Source organism: Companilactobacillus musae (assembly GCF_003967595.1).
GTDB lineage: Bacteria > Bacillota > Bacilli > Lactobacillales > Lactobacillaceae > Companilactobacillus > Companilactobacillus musae.
Genome location: NZ_BIFW01000001.1, coordinates 534,823 through 556,539 on the forward strand (window position 1 = coordinate 534,823; position 21,717 = coordinate 556,539).

The 21,717-nt window shown below is 34.9% G+C and carries 22 protein-coding genes; 3 read left to right on the top strand and 19 right to left on the bottom strand.

Annotated features, from left to right (window positions below; translation table 11 throughout):
- Positions 1-2: 2 nt before the first annotated feature.
- From purK to LAB100_RS02620, 4 genes are all read right to left on the bottom strand, one after another.
- Complete coding sequence (purK, locus tag LAB100_RS02605; protein WP_119326073.1) at positions 3-1,133, bottom strand: 5-(carboxyamino)imidazole ribonucleotide synthase; 1,131 nt, start codon at positions 1,131-1,133, stop codon at positions 3-5.
- The gene (gene purE / locus LAB100_RS02610) at positions 1,126-1,608 is read right to left on the bottom strand and encodes a 5-(carboxyamino)imidazole ribonucleotide mutase (protein WP_119326072.1); all 483 of its coding nucleotides are present in this window, start codon (positions 1,606-1,608) and stop codon (positions 1,126-1,128) included. Before purE ends, purK begins: the two co-directional genes overlap by 8 nt.
- A gap of 324 nt (positions 1,609-1,932) precedes the next feature.
- A complete protein-coding gene (locus LAB100_RS02615; protein WP_119326071.1) occupies positions 1,933-2,154 on the bottom strand; it encodes a YneF family protein in 222 nt (73 codons plus the stop codon).
- A 60-nt stretch (positions 2,155-2,214) separates the two neighbouring features.
- Entirely contained in the window at positions 2,215-2,457 is a 243-nt protein-coding gene (locus LAB100_RS02620) for a DUF896 domain-containing protein (RefSeq protein ID WP_119326070.1), read from the bottom strand.
- A gap of 93 nt (positions 2,458-2,550) precedes the next feature.
- Here LAB100_RS02620 and lexA point away from each other — a divergent pair, with 93 nt between their 5' ends.
- Positions 2,551-3,174 (top strand): transcriptional repressor LexA, encoded by a 624-nt coding sequence (lexA, locus tag LAB100_RS02625; protein WP_119326069.1) that lies wholly within the window; start codon positions 2,551-2,553, stop codon positions 3,172-3,174.
- Positions 3,175-3,316: 142 nt separating this feature from the next.
- Here lexA and LAB100_RS02630 read toward each other — a convergent pair whose 3' ends face one another.
- The gene (locus tag LAB100_RS02630) at positions 3,317-4,486 is read right to left on the bottom strand and encodes a phosphoglycerate dehydrogenase (protein WP_119326068.1); all 1,170 of its coding nucleotides are present in this window, start codon (positions 4,484-4,486) and stop codon (positions 3,317-3,319) included.
- Positions 4,486-5,571, bottom strand: a complete 1,086-nt coding sequence (gene serC / locus LAB100_RS02635) for a 3-phosphoserine/phosphohydroxythreonine transaminase (protein WP_119326067.1) — start codon at positions 5,569-5,571, stop codon at positions 4,486-4,488. The genes LAB100_RS02630 and serC overlap by 1 nt, the downstream gene beginning before the upstream one ends.
- A 326-nt stretch (positions 5,572-5,897) precedes the next feature.
- Here serC and LAB100_RS02640 point away from each other — a divergent pair, with 326 nt between their 5' ends.
- Positions 5,898-6,515, top strand: coding sequence for a histidine phosphatase family protein (locus LAB100_RS02640; RefSeq protein WP_119326066.1), 618 nt, complete (start codon positions 5,898-5,900; stop codon positions 6,513-6,515).
- A 79-nt stretch (positions 6,516-6,594) separates the two neighbouring features.
- Here the strand turns inward: LAB100_RS02640 and LAB100_RS02645 are convergent, their stop codons facing one another.
- The gene (locus tag LAB100_RS02645) at positions 6,595-7,578 is read right to left on the bottom strand and encodes a Gfo/Idh/MocA family protein (RefSeq protein WP_119326065.1); all 984 of its coding nucleotides are present in this window, start codon (positions 7,576-7,578) and stop codon (positions 6,595-6,597) included.
- Positions 7,579-7,705: 127 nt separating this feature from the next.
- On the opposite strand from LAB100_RS02645, the gene LAB100_RS02650 reads away from it, so the two are divergent.
- Positions 7,706-8,566 carry a MurR/RpiR family transcriptional regulator gene (locus tag LAB100_RS02650; protein WP_119326064.1) on the top strand — a complete coding sequence of 287 codons (861 nt, stop codon included), beginning with the start codon at positions 7,706-7,708 and terminating at the stop codon, positions 8,564-8,566.
- A gap of 68 nt (positions 8,567-8,634) precedes the next feature.
- Here the strand turns inward: LAB100_RS02650 and rplS are convergent, their stop codons facing one another.
- The 12 genes from rplS to recG form a co-directional block, all read right to left on the bottom strand.
- Positions 8,635-8,988, bottom strand: a complete 354-nt coding sequence (rplS, locus tag LAB100_RS02655; RefSeq protein WP_119326063.1) for a 50S ribosomal protein L19 — start codon at positions 8,986-8,988, stop codon at positions 8,635-8,637.
- Positions 8,989-9,101: 113 nt separating this feature from the next.
- Positions 9,102-9,830, bottom strand: coding sequence for a tRNA (guanosine(37)-N1)-methyltransferase TrmD (trmD, locus tag LAB100_RS02660; protein ID WP_119326062.1), 729 nt, complete (start codon positions 9,828-9,830; stop codon positions 9,102-9,104).
- Positions 9,830-10,345: a ribosome maturation factor RimM gene (gene rimM / locus LAB100_RS02665; RefSeq protein ID WP_119326376.1), complete on the bottom strand. Its 516-nt coding sequence runs from the start codon at positions 10,343-10,345 to the stop codon at positions 9,830-9,832. Before rimM ends, trmD begins: the two co-directional genes overlap by 1 nt.
- 60 nt (positions 10,346-10,405) lie before the next feature.
- Positions 10,406-10,678: a 30S ribosomal protein S16 gene (gene rpsP / locus LAB100_RS02670; RefSeq protein ID WP_119326061.1), complete on the bottom strand. Its 273-nt coding sequence runs from the start codon at positions 10,676-10,678 to the stop codon at positions 10,406-10,408.
- Positions 10,679-10,775: 97 nt separating this feature from the next.
- A complete protein-coding gene (gene ffh / locus LAB100_RS02675; protein ID WP_119326060.1) occupies positions 10,776-12,212 on the bottom strand; it encodes a signal recognition particle protein in 1,437 nt (478 codons plus the stop codon).
- Between the two features lie 9 nt (positions 12,213-12,221).
- Complete coding sequence (ylxM, locus tag LAB100_RS02680) at positions 12,222-12,563, bottom strand: YlxM family DNA-binding protein (RefSeq protein WP_119326059.1); 342 nt, start codon at positions 12,561-12,563, stop codon at positions 12,222-12,224.
- Positions 12,564-12,565: 2 nt separating this feature from the next.
- Positions 12,566-13,978 (bottom strand): signal recognition particle-docking protein FtsY, encoded by a 1,413-nt coding sequence (gene ftsY, locus LAB100_RS02685; RefSeq protein WP_119326058.1) that lies wholly within the window; start codon positions 13,976-13,978, stop codon positions 12,566-12,568.
- 9 nt (positions 13,979-13,987) lie between these two features.
- Entirely contained in the window at positions 13,988-17,533 is a 3,546-nt protein-coding gene (gene smc / locus LAB100_RS02690) for a chromosome segregation protein SMC (protein WP_119326057.1), read from the bottom strand.
- Between the two features lie 12 nt (positions 17,534-17,545).
- Positions 17,546-18,235, bottom strand: coding sequence for a ribonuclease III (rnc, locus tag LAB100_RS02695; protein ID WP_119326056.1), 690 nt, complete (start codon positions 18,233-18,235; stop codon positions 17,546-17,548).
- A gap of 107 nt (positions 18,236-18,342) precedes the next feature.
- Positions 18,343-18,585 (bottom strand): acyl carrier protein, encoded by a 243-nt coding sequence (acpP, locus tag LAB100_RS02700; RefSeq protein ID WP_119326055.1) that lies wholly within the window; start codon positions 18,583-18,585, stop codon positions 18,343-18,345.
- Positions 18,586-18,595: 10 nt separating this feature from the next.
- The gene (gene plsX / locus LAB100_RS02705) at positions 18,596-19,600 is read right to left on the bottom strand and encodes a phosphate acyltransferase PlsX (RefSeq protein WP_119326054.1); all 1,005 of its coding nucleotides are present in this window, start codon (positions 19,598-19,600) and stop codon (positions 18,596-18,598) included.
- A 12-nt stretch (positions 19,601-19,612) separates the two neighbouring features.
- Positions 19,613-21,646 carry an ATP-dependent DNA helicase RecG gene (gene recG, locus LAB100_RS02710; protein WP_119326053.1) on the bottom strand — a complete coding sequence of 678 codons (2,034 nt, stop codon included), beginning with the start codon at positions 21,644-21,646 and terminating at the stop codon, positions 19,613-19,615.
- Between the last annotated feature and the right edge of the window lie 71 nt (positions 21,647-21,717).

Sequence of the window (21,717 nt, forward strand, 5' to 3'; positions counted from 1 at the left end):
ACTTACACATCCCAAATTGAATTATTTTCAATAGCTTGTTTCGTTGCCGCTAAATCTTCACTTAAAATCGTAATATGTCCCATCTTGCGATTCTTTTTTACAGCATCTTTACCATAATCATGGAAATGCCACTCCGGATGAACCGGCCATTGATTCTTAGCATTCTCAAGATGTTGACCTAAAAGATTGATCATTGCCGCTGTCTTAAATAGTTGCACCTTAGGCATTGGTAAATTGCAGACCCCTCGAACATGAGCTTCAAATTGTGAAAGGTTGCAGGCTTCAATTGTTAAATGACCTGAATTATGCGGTCTTGGAGCTATTTCATTCACATAAACTTCATCATTATCAGAAATAAAAAATTCAATGCACATTGTTCCAACCAACTCAAGCTTTTTCGCTAAAGTTTCGCCAACCTGATAAATGTGATGCTCTGATTGAGAACTGATCTGTGCTGGACAAGTACTCAAATGTAAAATATTATGCCGATGTACATTTTCAATTACTGGAAAAATTGAAGTATCGCCTTGGCTATTAGCGGAAACAACCACTGAAACTTCTTTTTTTAAGTTGATTTTTTTCTCTAAAATACAAGTTCCCTGCATTAATAAATGTTCAATATCGGCATAACAAACATTTTCAGGATCATCGATCAAAATTTGCCCTTTACCATCATAGCCACCACGAATAGTCTTTAAAATCACTGGAGCACCTAGTTTTTCAACACCTCTGTGATATTCAAAAATATTGTCGATAACAATATGTGGGACAACTTTAAAACCACTTTGCTCAATGAAGTCTTTTTCAGAAATCCTATTTTGAGTAACGCTCAAAGCTTTTGTACCCTGAGGTACCTCAGTATATTTTTTAACTTCTTCAATCGCTTGAGCATTCACATTTTCAAATTCATATGTCAAAACATCGCACGCCTTAGCTAACTCTACTAATTTATCTAAATCATCATATTCAGCTACAATTTGACCATCAGATACTTGAGCGGCTGAACAATTTGGTTGAGGGTCCAAGATCAAAACCTTATAACCCATTTCTTTGGCAGACAAAGCCATCATTTGACCTAATTGTCCTCCACCGATAATTCCAATTGTTTTACCTGGCAATAATGTCTTATTCAAGATTTTTCCCACTTTCAACTGATTTATCATGCATTGCTTTGACATAAGCATTTAAGGACTGTTGATATTCTGGATTCGAAAGAGCACAAATCTTAGTTGCCAATATAGCAGCATTCTTTGCTCCAGCTTCACCTATTGAAACCGTCGCAACTGGAACTCCGGCGGGCATTTGAACAATAGACAACAATGAATCCATTCCTTTAAGATATTTTGACGGAACAGGAACTCCAATAACTGGTAAGACCGTTGAAGAAGCTATCATGCCTGGCAAATGTGCAGCACCACCGGCACCAGCAATGATTACTTGATATTTATTATGCGCACTTTTAGCAAAATCCAACATCTCTTGTGGCATTCGATGAGCTGAAACCACTTTAGTTTCATAACTAACTCCTAGTTGCGTTAAAACATCGAGTGTATTTTGCATAACTTTCAAGTCTGAAATTGATCCCATGACTATCGCTACATCACACATTAATATTTCCACCTTTCCTGCTTTTGTATTCAAAGTTTATCAAGGAATGAAATTTCTTTCAATGCTAAATACGTATTTTTTACAATTATTTTCAGTAATCATTCGTGTTTATCGATTTCATTTTTCTTTTTATCATTATAAAAATTGTAATAGTTCGTAAATAGATACAAACTAATATTCAAGTATGATAAAAACAAGGATTTAAAAATAATCATAATAATTACCAAAATTTCGACATGAAATCTTTTTAAAATATGATTTTTTACAAAAAAATACCCGCACGATAATCATCTATGATGATTACCATACGGGTATCCTAATTAACTATTTATTATTCTTTTGTGAATTCTTCATAGTATTCATTAATTGATTAAGCTTCTTTTGTGATGGTTTTTGTCCCATTTGAGCCATCATTTGTCTAATCATATCGGCACTGATTGGTGGATTGTCTTGGAAATATTTCTTCATATACCATCTAGCAGCGAAGAAACCACCGACTAAACCAACCAACAAGGCTATAATACCAACGACTATTGTTGTTCCCATTTATGTTCACCCTTTCCATACATCTATTAATATTACAAAAAAAAGTTCCTAATTGAAAGACTAATCGTCACGTAATCCCTTTTTACGTTGAATTTCTCGAACTTTTTCAGGAGTAACTTCATTTCCCTTTTTATCAAAAACACGCATCATTTCAATTTGTGATCTGAATCCTTCGCGAAAATTCTTGAGGTATTCTTTACGAAGTTGGGCCTGTTGGTCCTCTTCCTCTTTAGTAATCGTGCCAGCTTTAGCCTTATGAGCTAACTCATTAATTTTTTTTAACAAATCTTTTTGTTCTTCCATAAACTATGCCTCTTTTTTATATCGAACACTTGTTTGAACTTGCATTCATATTTTGATACAATCTATTTAAGATATTAACAATGAGGTGTTCTAATGTCAAAAGCTGAAGGCTCTAAACAGTCACAAATTTTACAATGTATTTATGATTATTTAGACGAACATGGATATCCGCCTACCGTAAGAGAGATTTGCGAAGCTGTAGATTTATCTTCGACATCAACGGTCCATGGTCATCTATCTCGTCTTGAAAAGAAAGGTTTCATCCAACGTGACCCTACCAAACCACGTGCTATTGAACTAACTGGTGCAGGGCTAAATTCTATCGGAATCAAATCAAAACAAATTCCTATTCTAGGCGCTGTAGCTGCAGGTCAACCTATCACAGCTGAAAGAAACCCTGATGGATACTTTCCAATTCCTCCTGACTTAAATCGTGAATCTGGTGAATTATTCATGCTAGAAATTCATGGTGAGAGTATGATCAATGCTGGTATCTATGATGGCGATCATGTTATTGTTCACGAACAAAATTTTGCTAATAATGGTGAAATCATTATTGCCATGACTGAAGACATTGAAGCTACCTGCAAGAGATTCTATCAAGAAAACGGACATTACCGCCTACAACCTGAAAACGATACAATGGACCCTATTATCTTAGATAACGTTGAGATTTTAGGTAAAGTCGTCGGATTATATCGTTCACAAATCTTTTAAAACTATAATTATTATTAACAATCAAGTTAAGTTACAAATAAAAAAGAACAATATCTATCGAAAAGCATTCGAAGTATGTAAATACTCGAAATACTTATATAGATATTGTTCTTTTTTATTTCTTCATATCTTTTATTCAAAATTAATGATGCTTAATTACTCGTACTCGATATATTTCTTTAACTTTATCAAGCTCAGCAATCAAGTCCGCTTGATCTAAACCATTTAATCCATCTACATCAATGATTGTATAAGCAACTTTTTCTTTAGCAGCGTTAGCCATATTTTCAATATTGATTTCATGATCTGCTAGTTTTGTACTGATCTGTCCAACCATATTAGGAACATTCTGATGAATCACCGTAATACGATAGGCTGTTTCAAAAGGAACTTGCATATTAGGTAAATTGACACAATGAGTTGTATCACCACTTTCCAAATAATCCATTACGGTGTTAGCTCCTTGAATCGCTCCATTAGATTCAGCTTCTAAAGTTGACCCACCAATATGAGGTGTAATTGTAATTTGTGGATTATCGGCAATTACTGGTTCTCCAAAATCAGTACAGTAGTGGTTGATTTTTTTATTTCTTATTGCCTTTACAACTGCTTGATTATTTGTAATCCCTACACGAGAGTAATTAAATAAAACCACGCCATCTTTCATTTCATTTATTTCTTTAGTTGTTATCAAGTCAATTGTCTCATTATTTTTTGGGACATGAATTGTCACGAAATCAGCATTCTTAACTACTTTTTTCAACGATTCAACTCTTTTAACTTTATTGTTGATTCTCCAAGCAGCGTTAGCTGATAAATAAGGATCATAACCAACAACTTTCATTCCTAATGCCAAGGCGGCATTGGCAACTAAGGAACCAACATTGCCTAAACCAATCACAGCCAATCTTTTGCCTGCTAACTCAGTACCATTGAACTTGGTTTTATCTTTTTCAGTTCTTTGAGAAACGTCGGCCTCAGTATGGCCATTTGAATATTCGTTAGCTGCAAACAAATTTCTTGCTGTAGCAATCATCAAAGAAATGACTAGCTCCTTTACAGCATTGGCGTTACTACCAGGTGTATTAAAAACGGCAATTCCTTTGTCAGTTGCTCTTTGAAGCGGAACATTATTGACTCCCGCTCCGGCTCTAACTATAGTTTTTAAATTCTTAGGAAATTCAGCTTTTAACAAATTAACCGATCTAATTAAATAAGCATCTGGCTGTTTTGTTTGATTGATTTCAAAATTATCCGTAAAAGTATCTAAACCACTTTGAGCAATGGCATTAAAAGTTTTAATTTCATACATTAGCATAGCCCCCCATAATTCTTTTCAAATTTATCTAAGAAATCAACTAATTTCTCAACACCTTCATAAGGCATTGCATTGTACAAACTGGCTCTCATACCACCAACTGAACGATGACCTTTAATATTTAAAAGTCCTTCAGTGGCAGCTTGTGCAATCAATTGTTGATCTAATTTAGGATTTCCTGTAATAAACGGCACATTTGTTAAAGAACGAGCTTTCTTTTCTACCGGTGCGGTAAATAATTCGGAATCATCCAAAAAGTCATACAATAGGCCTGATTTTTGACGATTACGGCGTTCCATTTCTGATACTCCGCCCTGCTGTTTAAGCCATTTCAAAACTAACCCTGCAACGTAAATTGCAAAAACTGGTGGCGTATTAAACATTGAATTCTTTTTTGCAAACAAGTCATAATCCATCATACTTGGAAGATTCTGTACTTTTCCAATTAAATCATCCCGAACAATAACCAACGTTAATCCTGCAACTCCTAAATTCTTCTGGGCTCCTGCCATTACTAAGCCAAACTTACTAATATCGTATTGTTGACCGAGAAAATTTGATGACATATCACCAACTAATTCAGTTGGACCAGTTTCAGGCAACTTAGTATAAGCAGTTCCTTCAATTGTATTATTGGTCGTAATATGTAAATAATCATAAGTATTTGGAACTAAATCTTTCAATTCCGGTAACTTAGTATAATGTTGCTCTTTAGTCGAATCCAAAACATCAACTTTAATTCCTATTCTTTCAGCCTCTTCACGAGCTCGATCTGCCCAATGACCACTATCTAATAGAGCAATTTTTTGATATTTAGTAGCTAGATTCATTGGAGCTGCGGTAAATTGCAAGGTACAACCACCTTGAAAGAATAGTACTTGATAATTATCAGGAATATTTAAAAGATCTCGTAAATCTTGTTTAGCCTGATCAATAATTTCATCAAAGAGTGCGGAACGATGGGAAATCTCCATTACACTCATGCCGGAATTATCATAAGATGGTAGATCTTCCTTAATTCTTTGAATAACTGTTTGAGGCAAAGTAGCTGGACCAGCTGCAAAATTATAAATTGTCATAAAAATTCACTCCTTCGATAAAATTAGATAAAAAAAATCCTCACAGATGAATTCCTGTGAGGATGCCAATTTGTCTAAGATTAGAAACCTCACAGTTATGAATGTTTGAATTCATACATGAGGTTTACTGCATTGGTTAATAAGCCTACATGTATTGACGTGTAGACTTGGAGGAGACTGTAAGGTTTAATTTATTTTTAATGTTTGTCATATTAAAATACCTCCAATTAACTTAAAACAACTTTAACATTATTTTAATAATTGTCAACTAGCAATTATTAATATTTGTGAATATAATTAATTTAACACTTTTAAAAGGAGCAATTATGACTGAATTTTATATGATCCGTCACGGTCAGACCAATGCTAACGTGATGAAGATGAAACAAGGTACTATCAACACTGAAATGACCTACCTCAATGAAAACGGCCAAAAACAGGCACAAACCCTAGCCAATAACTTCGATATCAGTTTTGCCGACCGCATTATTTGTAGTCCTTTACACAGAACACAACAAACCGCTGAAATTCTTAATCATAAAGCTGATTTACCAATTAGTTATGATAAAAGATTATTAGAAATTTCTTATGGACAATGGGACGGGCAAAAAAATTCAGATCTTCGTGCTAAATATCCTAATGCCTATAATGAATATTGGAACGACGTTTTACCTAACTATACTCAATACGCTACCGATGGTGAAAAATTTGATGATGTTGTTACACGAGTCCATAGTTTCCTACTTGATACCTTCAAACAATATCCTAATGAAAAAATAATTTGTATCACCCACGGTTTTACCGTTAAGGCAGCAGCTTTAGACGTTCTTCAGCCAAAGGATCCCATGAGTCTGCCTGAGCCACGCAATACTAGTGTTACTAAAATTATTGGCGTAAATCCAAACGAATTTTATTTGGAATACTATAATCAAATTTTTAAATAAAATAATAGCCCTAATTCAAAACTCTAATACACCGCAAGCAAAACAGTCTATTAAAGTTTTAAATCATTAGGGCTATTTTTTATTCTAATTTTAATTGAGCCGAAGCTAGAGCATGCTTTACAACCCACATGACATCTTCACTGTGTTGTAATTTAATTTTAACTGTTGCTAGATCGTTCTCTTCAATAATTTTTTCAAACTCTACAAATTCTTGATACATTCGATGTGGATAAATATTATGATCTACTTTTTCAATCAACTGTTTATCCTTATCAAAAACATTAAACGATGGCATCTCATTTGTAGGGCCATTGACGACAATTGAACCTTTATTACCTTGAATGATTGTTTCAACAACTGGTGAAGTTGAATCTTTGGCACCAATAGCCACAGCTTTTGTCTTACCATAGTCCAAAGTCAAAATACCTGACGTATCAATTTCACGTTCAATATTAGGCAAATACGAAACTTTTTGCGGACGTCCCAATAATCCTACAATGAAATGAATATTATATATATTTAAATCCATTAAAGCACCGCCGCCTTTTTTAGGATCAAAGGCAGGGAGAACTTTACCAGCTTTAAACGCATCATAACGTGATGAATATTGCGAATAATTACTTTCTATTACTTTCAAATCACCTAATTCTGACACTTTTTGTTTCAAATCTAAATAATTTTGAAGATACTGATTAGTGATTGCTTCTACCAGCACTAATTTTTTCTCCAAAGCAATTTTCTTTAGACTTTCGAATTCTTCATATTTAACTGTAAAGGGCTTTTCTGAAATAACATTTTTGCCATGTTCTAAAGCTTTTTTAGCAAATGCATAATGCAAAAAATTAGGTACTGCCACATAAACTGTATCAAAATCACCTTGCTCTAAAGCCTGATCAAAATCAGTGTAAACTTCATTGATATGATACTCACTGCTTAATTGCTGTAAAACATCAACACTGCGCTCAGTTCCAATAATCGCACTCAATTCAGTCTTCTTTAAATCCTTAATAATCGTCAAAAAATCATGAACAATTTTTCCTGAACCAATAATTGCTAATTTCATTTCCACCACTCCTTCTTTGCTTTGCAAGTACATTTAAACACGCTAGAATGGTTATAACAGCATTATTTAGGAATCAGTAAAAATGTTCCCAAAATAACAGATATTTTTTAATAACAGGTGGAATATTATGACAATAATCGCACAGCTACAACAAAAAAATAACTTCAATGGGACTGAAAAAAATCTAGCTGATTTTATTTTAAGCAACAAAGAAGCGGTCCTAGAGATGTCGATACAAGACCTAGCTACAAAGACTTTCAGTTCTACCTCAACTATTGTCCGCCTCTGTCGAAAAATTGGTCTCAAGGGTTATAAGGACTTCAAAATTCAATTCTCAGCACAATTACAAAAGTATTATAACGACATTTCCACTGTTGACCCTGATTTTCCGTTTACGGATGATGATTCCAATAAAGAAATTGCCCAAAAATTACTCGGCGTCATGCAGGATGCACTAACGCAGACAAATGATCTCTTAACAAATGAGCTTTTGGAAAAGGCAGTCAGAATAATTTCTGAAAGTGACAAATTAGGTATCTTTGCCTACGGTGACACCTATGTTTCTGGATTAAGTTTTCAAAATAAATTAATGAAAATCAATATTGATGCTACTCTACCAGTTTTGTTTGGTGAAAATAAATTCTTAGCTACCAACTTTAGCAAGCATGACTGTGCCATTTTAATTTCTTATAGCGGCAAAAGTAAAGATACTTACCAAATTGCCAAAATTCTCCGACTTAACGGTTGTAAAATTATAACTTTAACTTCAGATAAAAATTCGGCCATCGCCAAATTAAGCGACTTGATCTTACCAGTTATCAATCTAGAAAGTGAGTCTATAAAAATATCTCCGTTTGCTTCGCAGGTTGCCATTGAATACGTTTTGAATACTTTATACTCTTGTCTCTTCGTTGCCAACTACGACAACAATCAACGTCATCGAATAGCTGCCGAAAAATTATTTTCTGATTCTCGTTTTTCAAAATAAAAAACCGTAACTCTCATATTGAGAATTACGGTTTTTTTAGAAGTTAAGTTGCTTCATATGTGTATTAATTAGATGTCGCGACGACGTTCCTTAATACGAGCAGCCTTACCTGTACGAGCACGTAGGTAGTAAAGCTTGCTACGACGTACACGACCATGTCTGATAACTTCAACTTGTTCAACACGAGGTGTGTTTAATGGGAATGTTCTTTCAACACCAACACCATTACTCATCTTACGTACAGTATATGTAGCACTGATACCTGCACCATGTTTTTTGATTACGACACCTTCGAATAATTGAATACGTTCACGGCTACCTTCAACAACCTTAGCATGTACACGAACAGTGTCACCACTACGGAAGTCAGGAATGTCAGAACGTAATTGTTCTTTAGTAATATCTTGAATTAATTTATTCATAAATAATTTCTCCCTGCCGACACTCTTATACATCTCTGACATACAGCGGAATATCGTTAATATGTGCGTTCAAACACTCTTAATATGATACTTTATTTGAACACGATTGTAAACTAGTTATTTTGACGAATTTTACGCAAAAGCTTTTCTTCTTCTTCAGTCAAATCAGCACCCTCTAATAAATCCGGGCGTCGTTCTAAAGTTTTCTTTAAGGCTTGCGTTAAACGCCAAAGACGGATTTTTTCGTGATCCCCACTTGTTAATACTTCTGGTACTTTTTTACCACGGAAATCAGCTGGACGTGAATATTGAGGATACTCTAACAAATTATTCGAGAAAGATTCCTCTTCAGCTGAAAATGAATTGCCTAAAACTCCTGGAACGAATCGCAATGTAGAATCAATCATACTCATCGTTGGCAATTCTCCACCAGTCAAAATATAGTCGCCAATTGAAACTTCATCAGTAACTAAGTCTTTTACTCGTTCATCAAAGCCTTCATAATGACCACAAATAAAGACCAATTGGTCCTCTTTAGCAAAATCACGAGCCATAGCAGTATTGAAAGTTTTTCCAGCTGGGTCTAAAAGAATAACTCTCTTCTTCCCAGGCTTTTTTTCTTCAACATAATCCATGGCATCATAAATCGGTTGAGCTTGTAAAAGCATCCCTGCACCACCACCATATGGTGCATCATCTACGTGATTTTGTTTATTGGTTGTAAATTTTCTAAAATCAACGACATCAATATTAGCAAGTCCTTTTTCTTGAGCCTTACCAATCAATGATTCGTCTAAAGCCTGAAACATTCTTGGAAAAATACTTAAAATTGTAATATCCATTAGTCTATCAATCCATCCGGTATTTCAACTTTGACAACTTGGTTATCAAGGTCGACTTCTTTAATTACATCATCAATATAAGGCAGCAAAATCTCCTTATACTTAGTTCCTCTAACGACCCAAACATCGTTGGAACCTAATTCCATGATCTCTTTGACCTTACCAACTTCGCCTAATTCTTTGTCTACTACTGTCAAACCAATAATTTGCTTATAAAGAAATTCACCTTCGTTAAGATCAGAAATCTCTTCACCATCCGCAAATAACTCCGATTTAACATATTTTTCAACATCATTGATATTATCGTAGCCCTTCAATTTCAAAAGCACAAAGCTCTTATGAGGGCGCGATGATTCAACAGTAAATTCGGTAACTTGATCTTTGTTTTTAAGGTAGAGCTTAGCTCCTGACTTAAAACGATCTTCTGGAAAATCAGTAATAGGAATAACTCTTAATTCACCCTTAATACCATGTGTATTAACGATCGTACCAACTCGATATAATTTTTCGGTCATTTTTCCTCCGTGAATAAAAATAGGACCACGACAAAACATGTCTGGCCCCATCAAAAATTACTATTTTGTGAATTTGCTTTCGTGGAACTTTTGCATAATTCCGTGTTCTTTCAACAAGTGACGAACAGTATCTGAAGGTTGTGCACCTTTGTTCAACCATTCAACGATCTTGTCATCGTCTAATTTAACTTCTTCTGGTTGTGAAATTGGGTTGTAGTAACCAACTTGTTCGATAAAGCGGCCATCACGTGGTGAACGTGAATCTGCAACAACTAATCTATAAAATGGGCGTAATTTACTACCCATACGTTTCATTCTAATTTTAACTGACATGTATTTGTTTCCTCCTAAATACTTAACTTCGTTAGTATACACAAAAAAAAGAGTGCTGTAAAGTTTTTTTCTTTACACCACGCTTTTTTTACTTATTTTATGACTTAAAGCGCTTGATCTTCTTCAAACGTTTCTTCTTATTCTTCTTAGTACGGCGAACCATTGAATGCATTGCCATCTTACCTAGGCGGCCTTGAACACCATTACCCATTAGTTTATCCATACCGGCCATGTTACCTTTACTCATTTTGTTCATCATGTCACGAGATTGCTTAAATTGCTTAATCATTCGATTAACATTTTGAACGCTTTGACCAGAACCGGCAGCAATTCTACGACGACGTGATGGATTCAATAAATCGGGATCTTCACGTTCAGCTGGTGTCATTGAATAAACAATTGCTTTAAGATGAGCAATGTCTTTTTCACCAATATTGATATTAGCCAATTGAGGATTATTGGCCATTCCAGGGATCATCTTCATTATTTCATCCAATGGTCCCATTTTTTGAATTTGATCCATTTGATCGATAAAGTCATTGAAATCAAAACTATTCTCACGAATCTTTTCAGCCACTTGTTTGGCTTGCTTTTCATCGTAATCAGTTTGAGCTTTTTCAATCAAAGTAAGCATGTCACCCATACCCAAAATACGGTTAGCCATACGATCCGGATGGAAGACATCTAATTGATCAAGTTTTTCACCTTGTCCGATAAACTTAATTGGTTTACCAGTAACGGAACGAATTGAAAGAGCGGCACCACCACGGGTATCACCATCCAACTTAGTCAAAACAACACCAGTAATATCTAGTTGTTCATCGAAGCCTTGGGCAACCTTAGCAGCTACTTGACCAGTCATTGAATCAGCAACAAACAAGATTTCATCCGGATGAGCTAATTCTTTGATGTTCTTCAATTCATCCATCAACTGCTCGTCAATTTCCAAACGACCGGCTGTATCAATGATCACGTAATCATTCTTATTTTCTTCTGCTACTTTAAGACCATTACGAACGATGTCGACTGGATCATGTTCAGTTCCTTCATCGTAAACTGGTACATCTAGTTGTTGTCCAATTGTCTTCAACTGTTCAATCGCAGCAGGACGGTAAACATCACCGGCAATAAACAATGGGCGAGCTTTTTCAGTCGTCTTTAAACGATTAGCCAATTTACCAGCTGTTGTAGTTTTACCAGCACCTTGTAGACCAACCATCATAATGATTGTTGGAATATGTTTGGATTTATTTAATGGAACTGCTTCTTGTCCCATTAATTTAGTTAACTCTTCATCAACAATTTTAACAACTTGTTGTGAAGGCGTTAAACTTTCCATTACTTCAGCACCTAAAGCACGTTCTCTAACTGTCTTGACGAATGTCTTAACAACGTCAAAGTTAACATCAGCTTCAAGCAAAGCCATACGTACTTCACGCATTACTTTACGAACATCTTCTTCAGAAAGCTTACCTTTGCCTCGTAAAGAAGAGAAAACTTTATTTAAACGTTCGCTTAATCCTTCAAAAGCCATACTCTACTCCTACATTTCATTTATTTTAGTAATTCTCTTAACTAGTTTTAATAACTCTTTATCATTTGCATACTTAGTTTGAACTATTTGATTGAGTTTTTCAGCAATATCATCAATTTCTTGTGTCTTTTCGACCAAACCTAGCTCTTTTTCAAACGATTCTAATAAATTAACTGACCGATGCAAATTATCTAAAACCGCTTGCCGAGAAACTTCCAACTGTTCCGCAATTTCGCTTAAAGAAAAATCTTCAACATAATAAAGATCTAAATAACGACTTTGCTTTTTAGTTAAAAGTGAATGATAAAAATTATATAACAAGTTTACTCGTGTTGTCTCATCAATATCCATAACTATTTATCCGAGGATCCAACAATTAATTCCTTGAACAAACCATAAATGAACTTCTCTGGATCAAAGTCGCGTAAATCATCCATTTGTTCACCCAATCCAACTAATTTAACCGGAATATGTAACTCATTACGAATAGCTAAGACGATACCACCTTGAGAACTTCCATCTAGTTTAGTCAAAACAATACCAGAAACATCAGTTGTTTCATTGAATTGTTTAGCCTGACTTAAAGCATTTTGACCAGTTGAACCATCAAGAACCAATAACACCTCTTGAGGAGCCTCTGGTAATTCTCTGGTAATGACACGTTTGATTTTCTCCAACTCACGCATCAAACCTTCTTTATTTTGTAAACGACCGGCAGTATCAACTAACAAGATGTCAAAATCTTCATTGATAGCTCTTTGCACTGCATCATAAACAACAGAGGCTGGATCAGTATGTGCCTTACTTGCCTGAACAGGTACGCCATCACGTTTACCCCATTCTTGCAATTGTTCAATTGCTCCAGCTCTGAAGGTATCACCAGCAGCTAACAAAACTTTTTTACCTTGTTGTTGATATCTATGAGCCAATTTTCCAATCGTAGTTGTCTTACCAGCACCATTAACACCGACAAACAAGAAGATAGTTGGTGTTTTATCAGTACTAAATTTCAAAGAATTATCTTCTTCTTTTCCTTCTTCACCATACATATCTACTAATTTTTTCACGATAACATTAGAAACATCAGAACGTTTCTTAGCATTTTCCAATTTAACTTCTTCACGTAATTCGTCAGAAATACGAACCGCAGTTTCATAACCAACATCCGATTCAATCAAAAGCTCTTCCAAATCATCAAAGAAATCTTCATCAACACTTCTAAAGTTAGCCAAGAAACGATTCAAACGTGAACTAAATGAGTTACGACTCTTTTTTAATCCTTCATCATATTCTTTAACATCGTCTTTAGGAGTTTCTTCAGATTTCTCTTCGACTGTTTCCGATTCAGTATTCTCTGATTCAGGTGTTTCCGAGCTTTCCTCTACTTCATTATCAGTAGCATCGGTTGTTTTTTCAGGCTCTGATTCTTCCGGCTCTTCTTGAACGGTTGTTTCTGAAGATTCTTCCGGTGTTTTTACTTCTGAATTTGTTTTTTCTGATTCAGTATCTTCTTCAGGTTCATTATTTTCTTTTGATTCAGGTTCTGATTCTGAATTATCTTCTTCATCAGTTGTTGGTGCGCTTTGCTCTGAAATTTTTTCCTCTGGCGCAGACGTTTCTTCAGGCGCTTGATGGGTATCGGCCGATTCGTCGTTTTGGTCAGATTCTTTTTTAGGCTCTGATTCTGATACTTTTTTTTCTAAATCTTTTTCTTCAGAATCATCTTTGCCTGTGAAGGCTTTTTTAATTCGATCAAATAATCCCATTATTAACTCCTATTCTTTAACTTTTACTGAAAGCATTCTCGAAACTCCAGATTCTTCCATTGTGACCCCATAAAGGCGATTAACGTTCATCATTGTTCCCTTACGATGAGTAATTACGATAAATTCTGTATTGTCATCATATTGATTCAAATAGTTGGCAAATCGGTAAACATTAGCATCGTCTAAAGATGCTTCAACTTCATCTAAGATACAGAACGGAACTGGTTTGACTTTAATAATGGCAAATAACAAGGTAATCGCCGTCAAAGCTTTTTCTCCACCAGACAAAAGACTTAAACGTTGGAATTTCTTCCCTGGTGGCTGTGCGATAATCTCAATACCTGATTCTAATAAGTTATCTGGTTCAGTTAAAACTAATTTAGCTCGACCACCAGCAAACATTTCGGGGAAAATATCCTCAAATGCCGTTGCAACTTCATCAAAAGTCTTTTTGAATCTTGTTGTAACTTCCTTATCCATTTCAGCCATCGTATCCAATAATTGAGCTCTGGCTTGTAAAAGATCATTTTGTTGTTGAGTTAAGAACTCATAACGATCTTTGACCTTATCGTACTCCTCGATAGCAGAAAGATTAACCGTACCCAATTCTTCAATTCCCATCTTCAACAGACGAGCTTCTTTTTGCAATTCTTCAGGATCATAATCGGTCTGCTTTAGTTCTTGTAAAGAAGCTTCATATGTCAGTTGATATTCCTGAGAAAGTGTATCCAATCGACTGTCAATTTGATTAGAGAATTTCGTATTTTGAATTGCCAAAGTTTCTTGTTGATCTGAAGCATTTTTTTGTAAGTCAAAATTACGTTGTGCTTTAGCATTCAATTCACTAGCTAAATTTTGTTGTTGCTCACGTTTTTGCTTCAAATCAGTCACAGTATTCTGCAATTGTTCAATTTCTGAACGTGAATCCTTAATCCGAGCTTTAATCTCAGAATTGCTCAAATCCAATTGATCCTTTTCAGAATTTAAATCAGTTAATTGACTCTGAATATCAGTTATTTGCTCATCAGCCTGTGAAACAGTTTCTTTTAAGTAACTGTTTTGATCAGATTCATTAGCATATTTACTTTTAATAACTGCCAGCTTGGTTTGAATAGTCTGTTCTTGAGTATTGATTGAATTTAATTCAGCATCAAAATCAGTCAACAATTTTTGTTTCTGATCAATTTCAGCTTGAGTTTGTTCAATTTCTTTTTTAATCTCAGTTGACTTTTGAGCTTGTTTCTTCAAATCAGATTCTAATTCAGTTTGTTCCGCTTGGCTCTTAGAAAGATTATATTTAATGACATCTAAACGTTCACTAAAATGTTTAGTTTCATTCTGATAAGTCGAAATTTCATTTTCAAAATGACTCTTTTGTTGATTAAAACTAGCCAATTTATCATCCACAGCTTTTTTATCGGCATTAAAACTCACCAACTGTTCACGTAAATCTTGAACTGTCTTTTGTTTTTGATCCAATAATAATTCCTGTTTTGAAAGTTCAGTCGTCAAAGCTGTTAACTCATCTTTACGAGTTAAAATACTAGAATTTACTCGACGCTGTTGTCCACCGGTCATTGAACCACCAGCATTAACAACGTTTCCATCTAAAGTAACAACCCGATATTTGCGATTAACAGCGGCTGATATTTGCGTTGCTACATCAATATTTTGTGCAACTAATAAATTACCCAAAATATTACGCACAATATTCTCAACTCGTGAATCATAAGTGACCAAGTCACTAGCGACCCCAACAAAACCTGCGACTCCCTGTGCTTTGTTCAAATCATTAGCATAAATATTTCTTGGTTGAATAATATTTCGAGGTAAGAAAGTTGCCCGACCACCACGACTTTGTCTTAAAAAGCCAATCGCCTTTTTGGCAGCTGCTTCATCCTCAGTAACGATTGATTGTAATTGATTACTAACAACCGTTTCAATTGCCAATTGATAATTTTTTGGTACAGTGATCAACTCTGCTACCGCACCAACGATACCACCAATTTGCTGACTATTATTCAAGATATTCTTAGCACCCTCAAAGAAACCTGCATGCTCTTGTTCCATATTCTGGAGTACTTTTTTGCGAGCTTTGATTTCTTGAAGATTTTCCAAAACTTTTAAATAATTACTGTTTTCATTCTTACCAGTTTCAGTAATATCTTGAATCTTCTTTTCAAGTTGTTGGCTTTTTTCGATCAGTGACTTATTATCGTCAATCAATTTTTTGACTTGTTGATCTACAGACTGATTATCTGTTTTGGATTCATTCAGATTGGTTGTTACTTCTTTTAATTGAGCATTTTGCTCATTTAAAGTAGCTTGTACTCGTTCCAATTGACGCTGTGAAAATTTTTGCTCATTGTTATTTGAAACTTGATCCTGCAACAAATTAACATAATCATTCCGCAAATCGTCAATATTCTTTTGAATATCAGCAGGCGTCTTTTTCTTTAATTGTTGTAAATCTTTTAACTTTTTCTCAAATTCACTGATCTGCTTGTCATATTCAGTTAATTTTTGATTTGATTCAGTCAATTTCTTTTCATTAGCAGTTTTTTGTTGTTGCAAAACCGCCAATTGATTTTTCAAGGTTTGCTTAGTTGTAGAATTGAAACCATTTCGTTCATCAGCAACCGCAATTTTACGATTGTAGATTTCAAGATTTTTAGTAGCTTCAACTAAGCGAGCTTGTTTTTCATCAATTTGATTAGTTAAGTCTTGAACTGAAGCATTATTATCCTCAACTTGTTTGTTGGCAATTTTAACTTGTTGGGAAATATTTTGTAGACTAAGTTTTACTTCACGTAAATCCTTTTCTACTTGATGCTTTTGAACTGACAAATTTTTGATTTCAATCGTCAAAATCTTTTGATAAATACTATCGTATTTACTCTTTTGTTCCTTATAGTCACGTGCAATACTTGCTTGTTCTTTCAAGGGTTCAACTTGTTTTGACAATTCCGAAACGATATCTGACACACGGTGCAAGTTATCAGTAGTTTCGGTCATTTTACTTTCGGCCTGTTGTTTCTTTTGTTTAAATAAAGAAACCCCAGCTGATTCTTCAATAATACTTCTTCTTTCAACTGGCTTACTATTAAAGATTTCTTCAACTCGACCTTGAGAAATAATCGAAAATGATTGTTTCCCCATTCCTGAATCCATAAACAATTCGGTAATATCACGCAAACGACATTGTTTATTATTGATCAAAAATTCAGTATCACCATTTCTGAAGAGTCGTCGACAGATAACGATATTATCTTGAGCTGATTTCAACTCGTGATTATGATTGTCAAATTCTAAAACTACTTCTGCACGATTCATTTGAGAACGAGTATCACTCCCAGCAAAAATCACATCAACCATTTTGTCTCCGCGTAAACTCTTTGCTGATTGTTCGCCCATTACCCAACGAATAGCTTCTGTAATGTTTGATTTTCCACTCCCGTTGGGTCCAACGATACCAGTGATTCCACTAGTAAAATCTATTTTTGTTTTATCAGCAAATGATTTAAACCCATTGATCGTTAATGATTTTAACGGCATAAACTAAAACTCCTATAATTCTTCTAATGCTCTCTTGGCTGCCATTTGTTCAGCATGTTTCTTGCTATATCCAAGTCCCTTGGACAAAATCTTGCCATTAGCAATTAATTCTACTTTAAATTTCTTATCATGATCAGGTCCTTCTTCATCGATCACCTTGTAATCAATTTCAACTTCACCTGATTGTTGCAATCTTTCTTGTAAGTGTGTCTTGAAGTCTGTATCTTCAGAAAACTCACCTGAATCAATGTGTGGATAAACGACTTTCTTCAAGAAATCATCGACAACTTTGTTACCTTGATCTAAGTACAAGGCACCATTAAAGGCTTCGAAGATATCTTCCAAAAGTGTATGTCTTTGACGAGCACCCTGTTTTTCTTCACCCTTACCAATTAAAAGATACTTATCAATATTGATTTCTTTAGCAAAACGAGCAAAACTATCTGTTCTAACAATATCTGATCTTAAGCGTGTCAACTTGCCTTCTGGTAAATCAGGATATTTTTCAAAGAGATATCTAGAAATATTAATTTCTAAGACAGCATCTCCCAAAAACTCTAGTCGCTCGTAATCACCAATACCCAAACCTTTATGTTCATTGTCAAATGATGAGTGAGTCATAGCTCGCTCAACTAAACTTTTATTGTTAAATTTAATTCCGTACTTTTCATCTAAGAATTCTAAGAACTTTGGATCTAACATAACGTGTCCCCTTTCTAATAATACTAATTATACTAAACTTTTATCCTAAATAATTATTAGTATAAAAAAATAAGACCATCTGGCCTTATTTTGGATCTTTTTTAAATTTAATTTTGATGTGATGAAATATAGCTAACTGCTTCGCCGACGGTTGTAATTTTTTCTGCATCATCGTCAGGAATTTCTGAACCGAATTCATCTTCTAGTTCTAGTACGAATTCAACAAGGTCGATTGAATCTGCATCAAGATCCTTAGAGAAGGATGTTTCTTTAGTGATTGTTGAAGCATCTACTTCAAATTTGTCGGCAATTAAAGCTACGATTTTATCAAAAACTTCTTTTTCTGTCATGGAGTTCTCCTTATTTTTCAACACTCATTTGTTCAAAATATTTATTTGCTTTTGCGATTGTATCGTTAGTCAACATATCATTGATCTGCTTAACGGTATAATAGACCGTTTTACTGTCTGCAGCTCCATGGGCTTTAATGACTGGTGATTTCAAACCAAGTAAAACTGCTCCCCCGGCTTGAGATGTATCAAACATCTTCTTTAAGCCCTTAAGCGATGGTGAAACGATAGCTGCACCCATTTTAGTAAAAATACCATTATTTAGCAAGGCATCTTTTAATTCACTCAATAGGATCGTTGCTGTCCCCTCAGTCGCCTTCAAAGCAGCATTCCCAGTAAACCCATCAGTAACAATTACATCGGCTACCCCAGCTAAAATACTGCCTGATTCAATATTTCCTATAAAATTGATTCCTTCAGTGTCTTGTAAAAGTTGATAAGCCTCTTTATGTAAAGTATCACCTTTATCATATTCAGTTCCGTTATTTAACAAAGCAATTCTTGGTTTATCGATTTTTTTTACGTCATGTGCGTAAATCGAACCCATGATCGCCCATTGTTGCAAATAAGATGCTTTAGCTTCAGCATTTGCACCAACATCAAGCATATTAACACCTAATGGTGAATTAGTTGCTGGTAAGGTTGGCATCAAGGCTGGTCTTGAAACTTGTTTGATTCTCCCAACAATAAAAATTCCGGCTGCTAATAAAGCCCCAGTATTACCTAGTGAGAACAAAGCATCATTTTCACCATCTTTAACTGACTTAGCAGCTAGAACCATTGAAGCATCTTTCTTAGATCTAATTGCTCGAACTGGCTCATCTGTTCCTAAAATTTCTTCATCAGTGTGAACGATTGAAATACGTTCATCATTTTGTAAATACTTTTTAATTTCTGGTTCTTTTCCATATAAAACAAACTCTAAATCTTTCCATTCATCACGGGCACGTTCGATTCCTTCGACGATAACCTTAGGAGCATTATCTCCGCCCATAGCATCAACAGCTATTTTCATTTTATTTCCTCACTAATCAAAATTATTTAATTGGTCATATTCTTCATTAATAAACGACTTTAAAGTTTTCGTTTCAGGACTAGCCAATAAAGACTCATCATTGAATAACCTAGAAGCTTCTTCTTGAGCAACTTCCAAAATATTAATATCGTTAATTGGATTTCCAACTTTGAATTCTGGCAATCCTGACTGACGATTACCGAGTAAGTCTCCAGCCCCACGCATCTTCAAATCTTCTTCAGCTAAGACAAAACCGTCATTAGTCGAAGTTAAAATTTTCATTCGTTCTGCAGCCGATTCATTTTTAGGATCAGCAATCAAGATACAATACGATTGTTTTTCCCCACGACCTACTCGCCCGCGCAATTGGTGCAACTGTGACAATCCAAAGCGATTAGCATCATATATTACCATAACTGAAGCATTTGGTACATCGACACCAACTTCAATAACTGTCGTCGAAACCAAAACATCAATTTTTTTATCACTAAAATCATTCATAACTGATTCTTTTTGATCATTTGGCATTTGTCCATGCAACAAACCAATATGATATTTTTTACCAAACAATTCTGTAAATTTATCATAAATCAGCTCAGCATTTTTTAAATCAACTGTTTCTGACTCAGAAATCAATGGCGTTACCACATAAACTTGTGCTCCGGTAGTCAACTCTTTAGATACGAATTGATACATTTGTTCAACTTTTTGACTTCTGATCCAATAAGTTTCAATCTTTTTACGTCCTGCTGGTAATTGATCAATTCTTGAAACATCCATGTCACCATATGTTGTAATTGCCAACGTTCTAGGAATAGGTGTCGCGGTCATCGCTAAAACATCTGGATTGACACCTTTTTCACGCAAAGCTTTTCTTTGATTAACGCCAAAGCGGTGTTGTTCATCAATAACGATGAACCCAAGCTCCTTAAAATTAACGCTATCTTGAATCAGCGCATGAGTTCCAACGACAATATTTGTTTTACCAGTCTCAATATCTTCAGCAATAAAATCATGTTCCTTCTTAGTTAAGGAACCCGTCAACAAAGCCGTACGAATTTTCAACGGAGCTAATAATTTACTGATTTTATCAAAATGTTGCTGAGCCAATATTTCTGTCGGAGCCATAATTGCTGCTTGGTAACCGGCAGTAACTGACGCCAACATTGCAATAACTGAAACAATCGTCTTACCAGAACCAACATCACCTTGTAATAGTCTATTCATATGATGCTTTGAAGACATATCTTTCAAGATTTCTTTAGTTACGCGATCTTGAGCTTCCGTCAATTTGAAAGGCAAACTGGCGATAAATTTTTCAATAAAGGCCTCATCGTATTTTTCCACAATTCCGATATTCTGGGATTCATCTTGACGCTTAATGCTTTGTAATCCGCATTGAAATAAGAAGAATTCACGAAACTTAGCACTTCGTCTGGCCTCATCACTTTGTTCCTGATTTTTAGGAAAATGAATTCCAGAAACTATCTGTTCATCATCCAAGAGCTTATATTTCGTACGTAAGTATGCTGGAACTATCGTATCAATTTGATCATGATATTTTTCAAAAGCCGCCTTAATCAGATTGATCAAGGTTTTTTGATGAATATTTTTATTGACTGAATAAACCGAATCGACTGAATTATCATGGACATCAATTACTTTGATTCCCATCATTGAACGTCGATTCTCATTCCATTTACCATAAACAGCTACATCTGTACCAGTCTCAAATTTATCCTTTAACCAAGGCTGATTAAAGAATGTGATCATTACCGATTCGTTATCGACTAAGATACGAACATTCAAACGAGTCTTTTTATAACCGAACCTTGATACAACTGGTTCACTCGCAACAACACCTTTTAGAAGAATCTTTTCTTGATCTTGTGCATCGTCCAATGATTTAGCCTGCATATCCTCATAGCGAAAAGGAAAATAAAACAATAAATCATAGATATTATTGATTCCTAAAGATTGTAATGCTTCCAATTTTTTAGGACCAACCCCAGGCAATTGTGCCAATGATTCTTTTCGCAGATCCATAATCTTCCCCCTCTCTAGAAAACAGTAAAACCAAAAAAGGCCATGACAAAACAAATCGTTTCATCAATGCC

Excerpts from the sequence above, each read along its gene's own strand:
- rnc (WP_119326056.1), bottom strand. The coding sequence starts at position 18,235 with ATGTTAGATCCAAAGTTCTTAGAATTCTTAGATGAAAAGTACGGAATT.
- ylxM (WP_119326059.1), bottom strand. The coding sequence starts at position 12,563 with ATGGATATTGATGAGACAACACGAGTAAACTTGTTATATAATTTTTAT.
- acpP (WP_119326055.1), bottom strand. The coding sequence starts at position 18,585 with ATGACAGAAAAAGAAGTTTTTGATAAAATCGTAGCTTTAATTGCCGAC.
- LAB100_RS02620 (WP_119326070.1), bottom strand. The coding sequence starts at position 2,457 with ATGGAAGAACAAAAAGATTTGTTAAAAAAAATTAATGAGTTAGCTCAT.
- LAB100_RS02630 (WP_119326068.1), bottom strand. The coding sequence starts at position 4,486 with ATGTATGAAATTAAAACTTTTAATGCCATTGCTCAAAGTGGTTTAGAT.
- rpsP (WP_119326061.1), bottom strand. The coding sequence starts at position 10,678 with ATGTCAGTTAAAATTAGAATGAAACGTATGGGTAGTAAATTACGCCCA.
- LAB100_RS02615 (WP_119326071.1), bottom strand. The coding sequence starts at position 2,154 with ATGGGAACAACAATAGTCGTTGGTATTATAGCCTTGTTGGTTGGTTTA.
- smc (WP_119326057.1), bottom strand. The coding sequence starts at position 17,533 with ATGCCGTTAAAATCATTAACGATCAATGGGTTTAAATCATTTGCTGAT.
- serC (WP_119326067.1), bottom strand. The coding sequence starts at position 5,571 with ATGACAATTTATAATTTTGCAGCTGGTCCAGCTACTTTGCCTCAAACA.
- LAB100_RS02640 (WP_119326066.1), top strand. The coding sequence starts at position 5,898 with ATGACTGAATTTTATATGATCCGTCACGGTCAGACCAATGCTAACGTG.
- recG (WP_119326053.1), bottom strand. The coding sequence starts at position 21,646 with ATGGATCTGCGAAAAGAATCATTGGCACAATTGCCTGGGGTTGGTCCT.
- rplS (WP_119326063.1), bottom strand. The coding sequence starts at position 8,988 with ATGAATAAATTAATTCAAGATATTACTAAAGAACAATTACGTTCTGAC.
- ftsY (WP_119326058.1), bottom strand. The coding sequence starts at position 13,978 with ATGGGATTATTTGATCGAATTAAAAAAGCCTTCACAGGCAAAGATGAT.
- lexA (WP_119326069.1), top strand. The coding sequence starts at position 2,551 with ATGTCAAAAGCTGAAGGCTCTAAACAGTCACAAATTTTACAATGTATT.
- trmD (WP_119326062.1), bottom strand. The coding sequence starts at position 9,830 with ATGGATATTACAATTTTAAGTATTTTTCCAAGAATGTTTCAGGCTTTA.
- ffh (WP_119326060.1), bottom strand. The coding sequence starts at position 12,212 with ATGGCTTTTGAAGGATTAAGCGAACGTTTAAATAAAGTTTTCTCTTCT.
- LAB100_RS02645 (WP_119326065.1), bottom strand. The coding sequence starts at position 7,578 with ATGAAATTAGCAATTATTGGTTCAGGAAAAATTGTTCATGATTTTTTG.
- LAB100_RS02650 (WP_119326064.1), top strand. The coding sequence starts at position 7,706 with ATGACAATAATCGCACAGCTACAACAAAAAAATAACTTCAATGGGACT.
- rimM (WP_119326376.1), bottom strand. The coding sequence starts at position 10,345 with ATGACCGAAAAATTATATCGAGTTGGTACGATCGTTAATACACATGGT.
- plsX (WP_119326054.1), bottom strand. The coding sequence starts at position 19,600 with ATGAAAATAGCTGTTGATGCTATGGGCGGAGATAATGCTCCTAAGGTT.
- purE (WP_119326072.1), bottom strand. The coding sequence starts at position 1,608 with ATGTGTGATGTAGCGATAGTCATGGGATCAATTTCAGACTTGAAAGTT.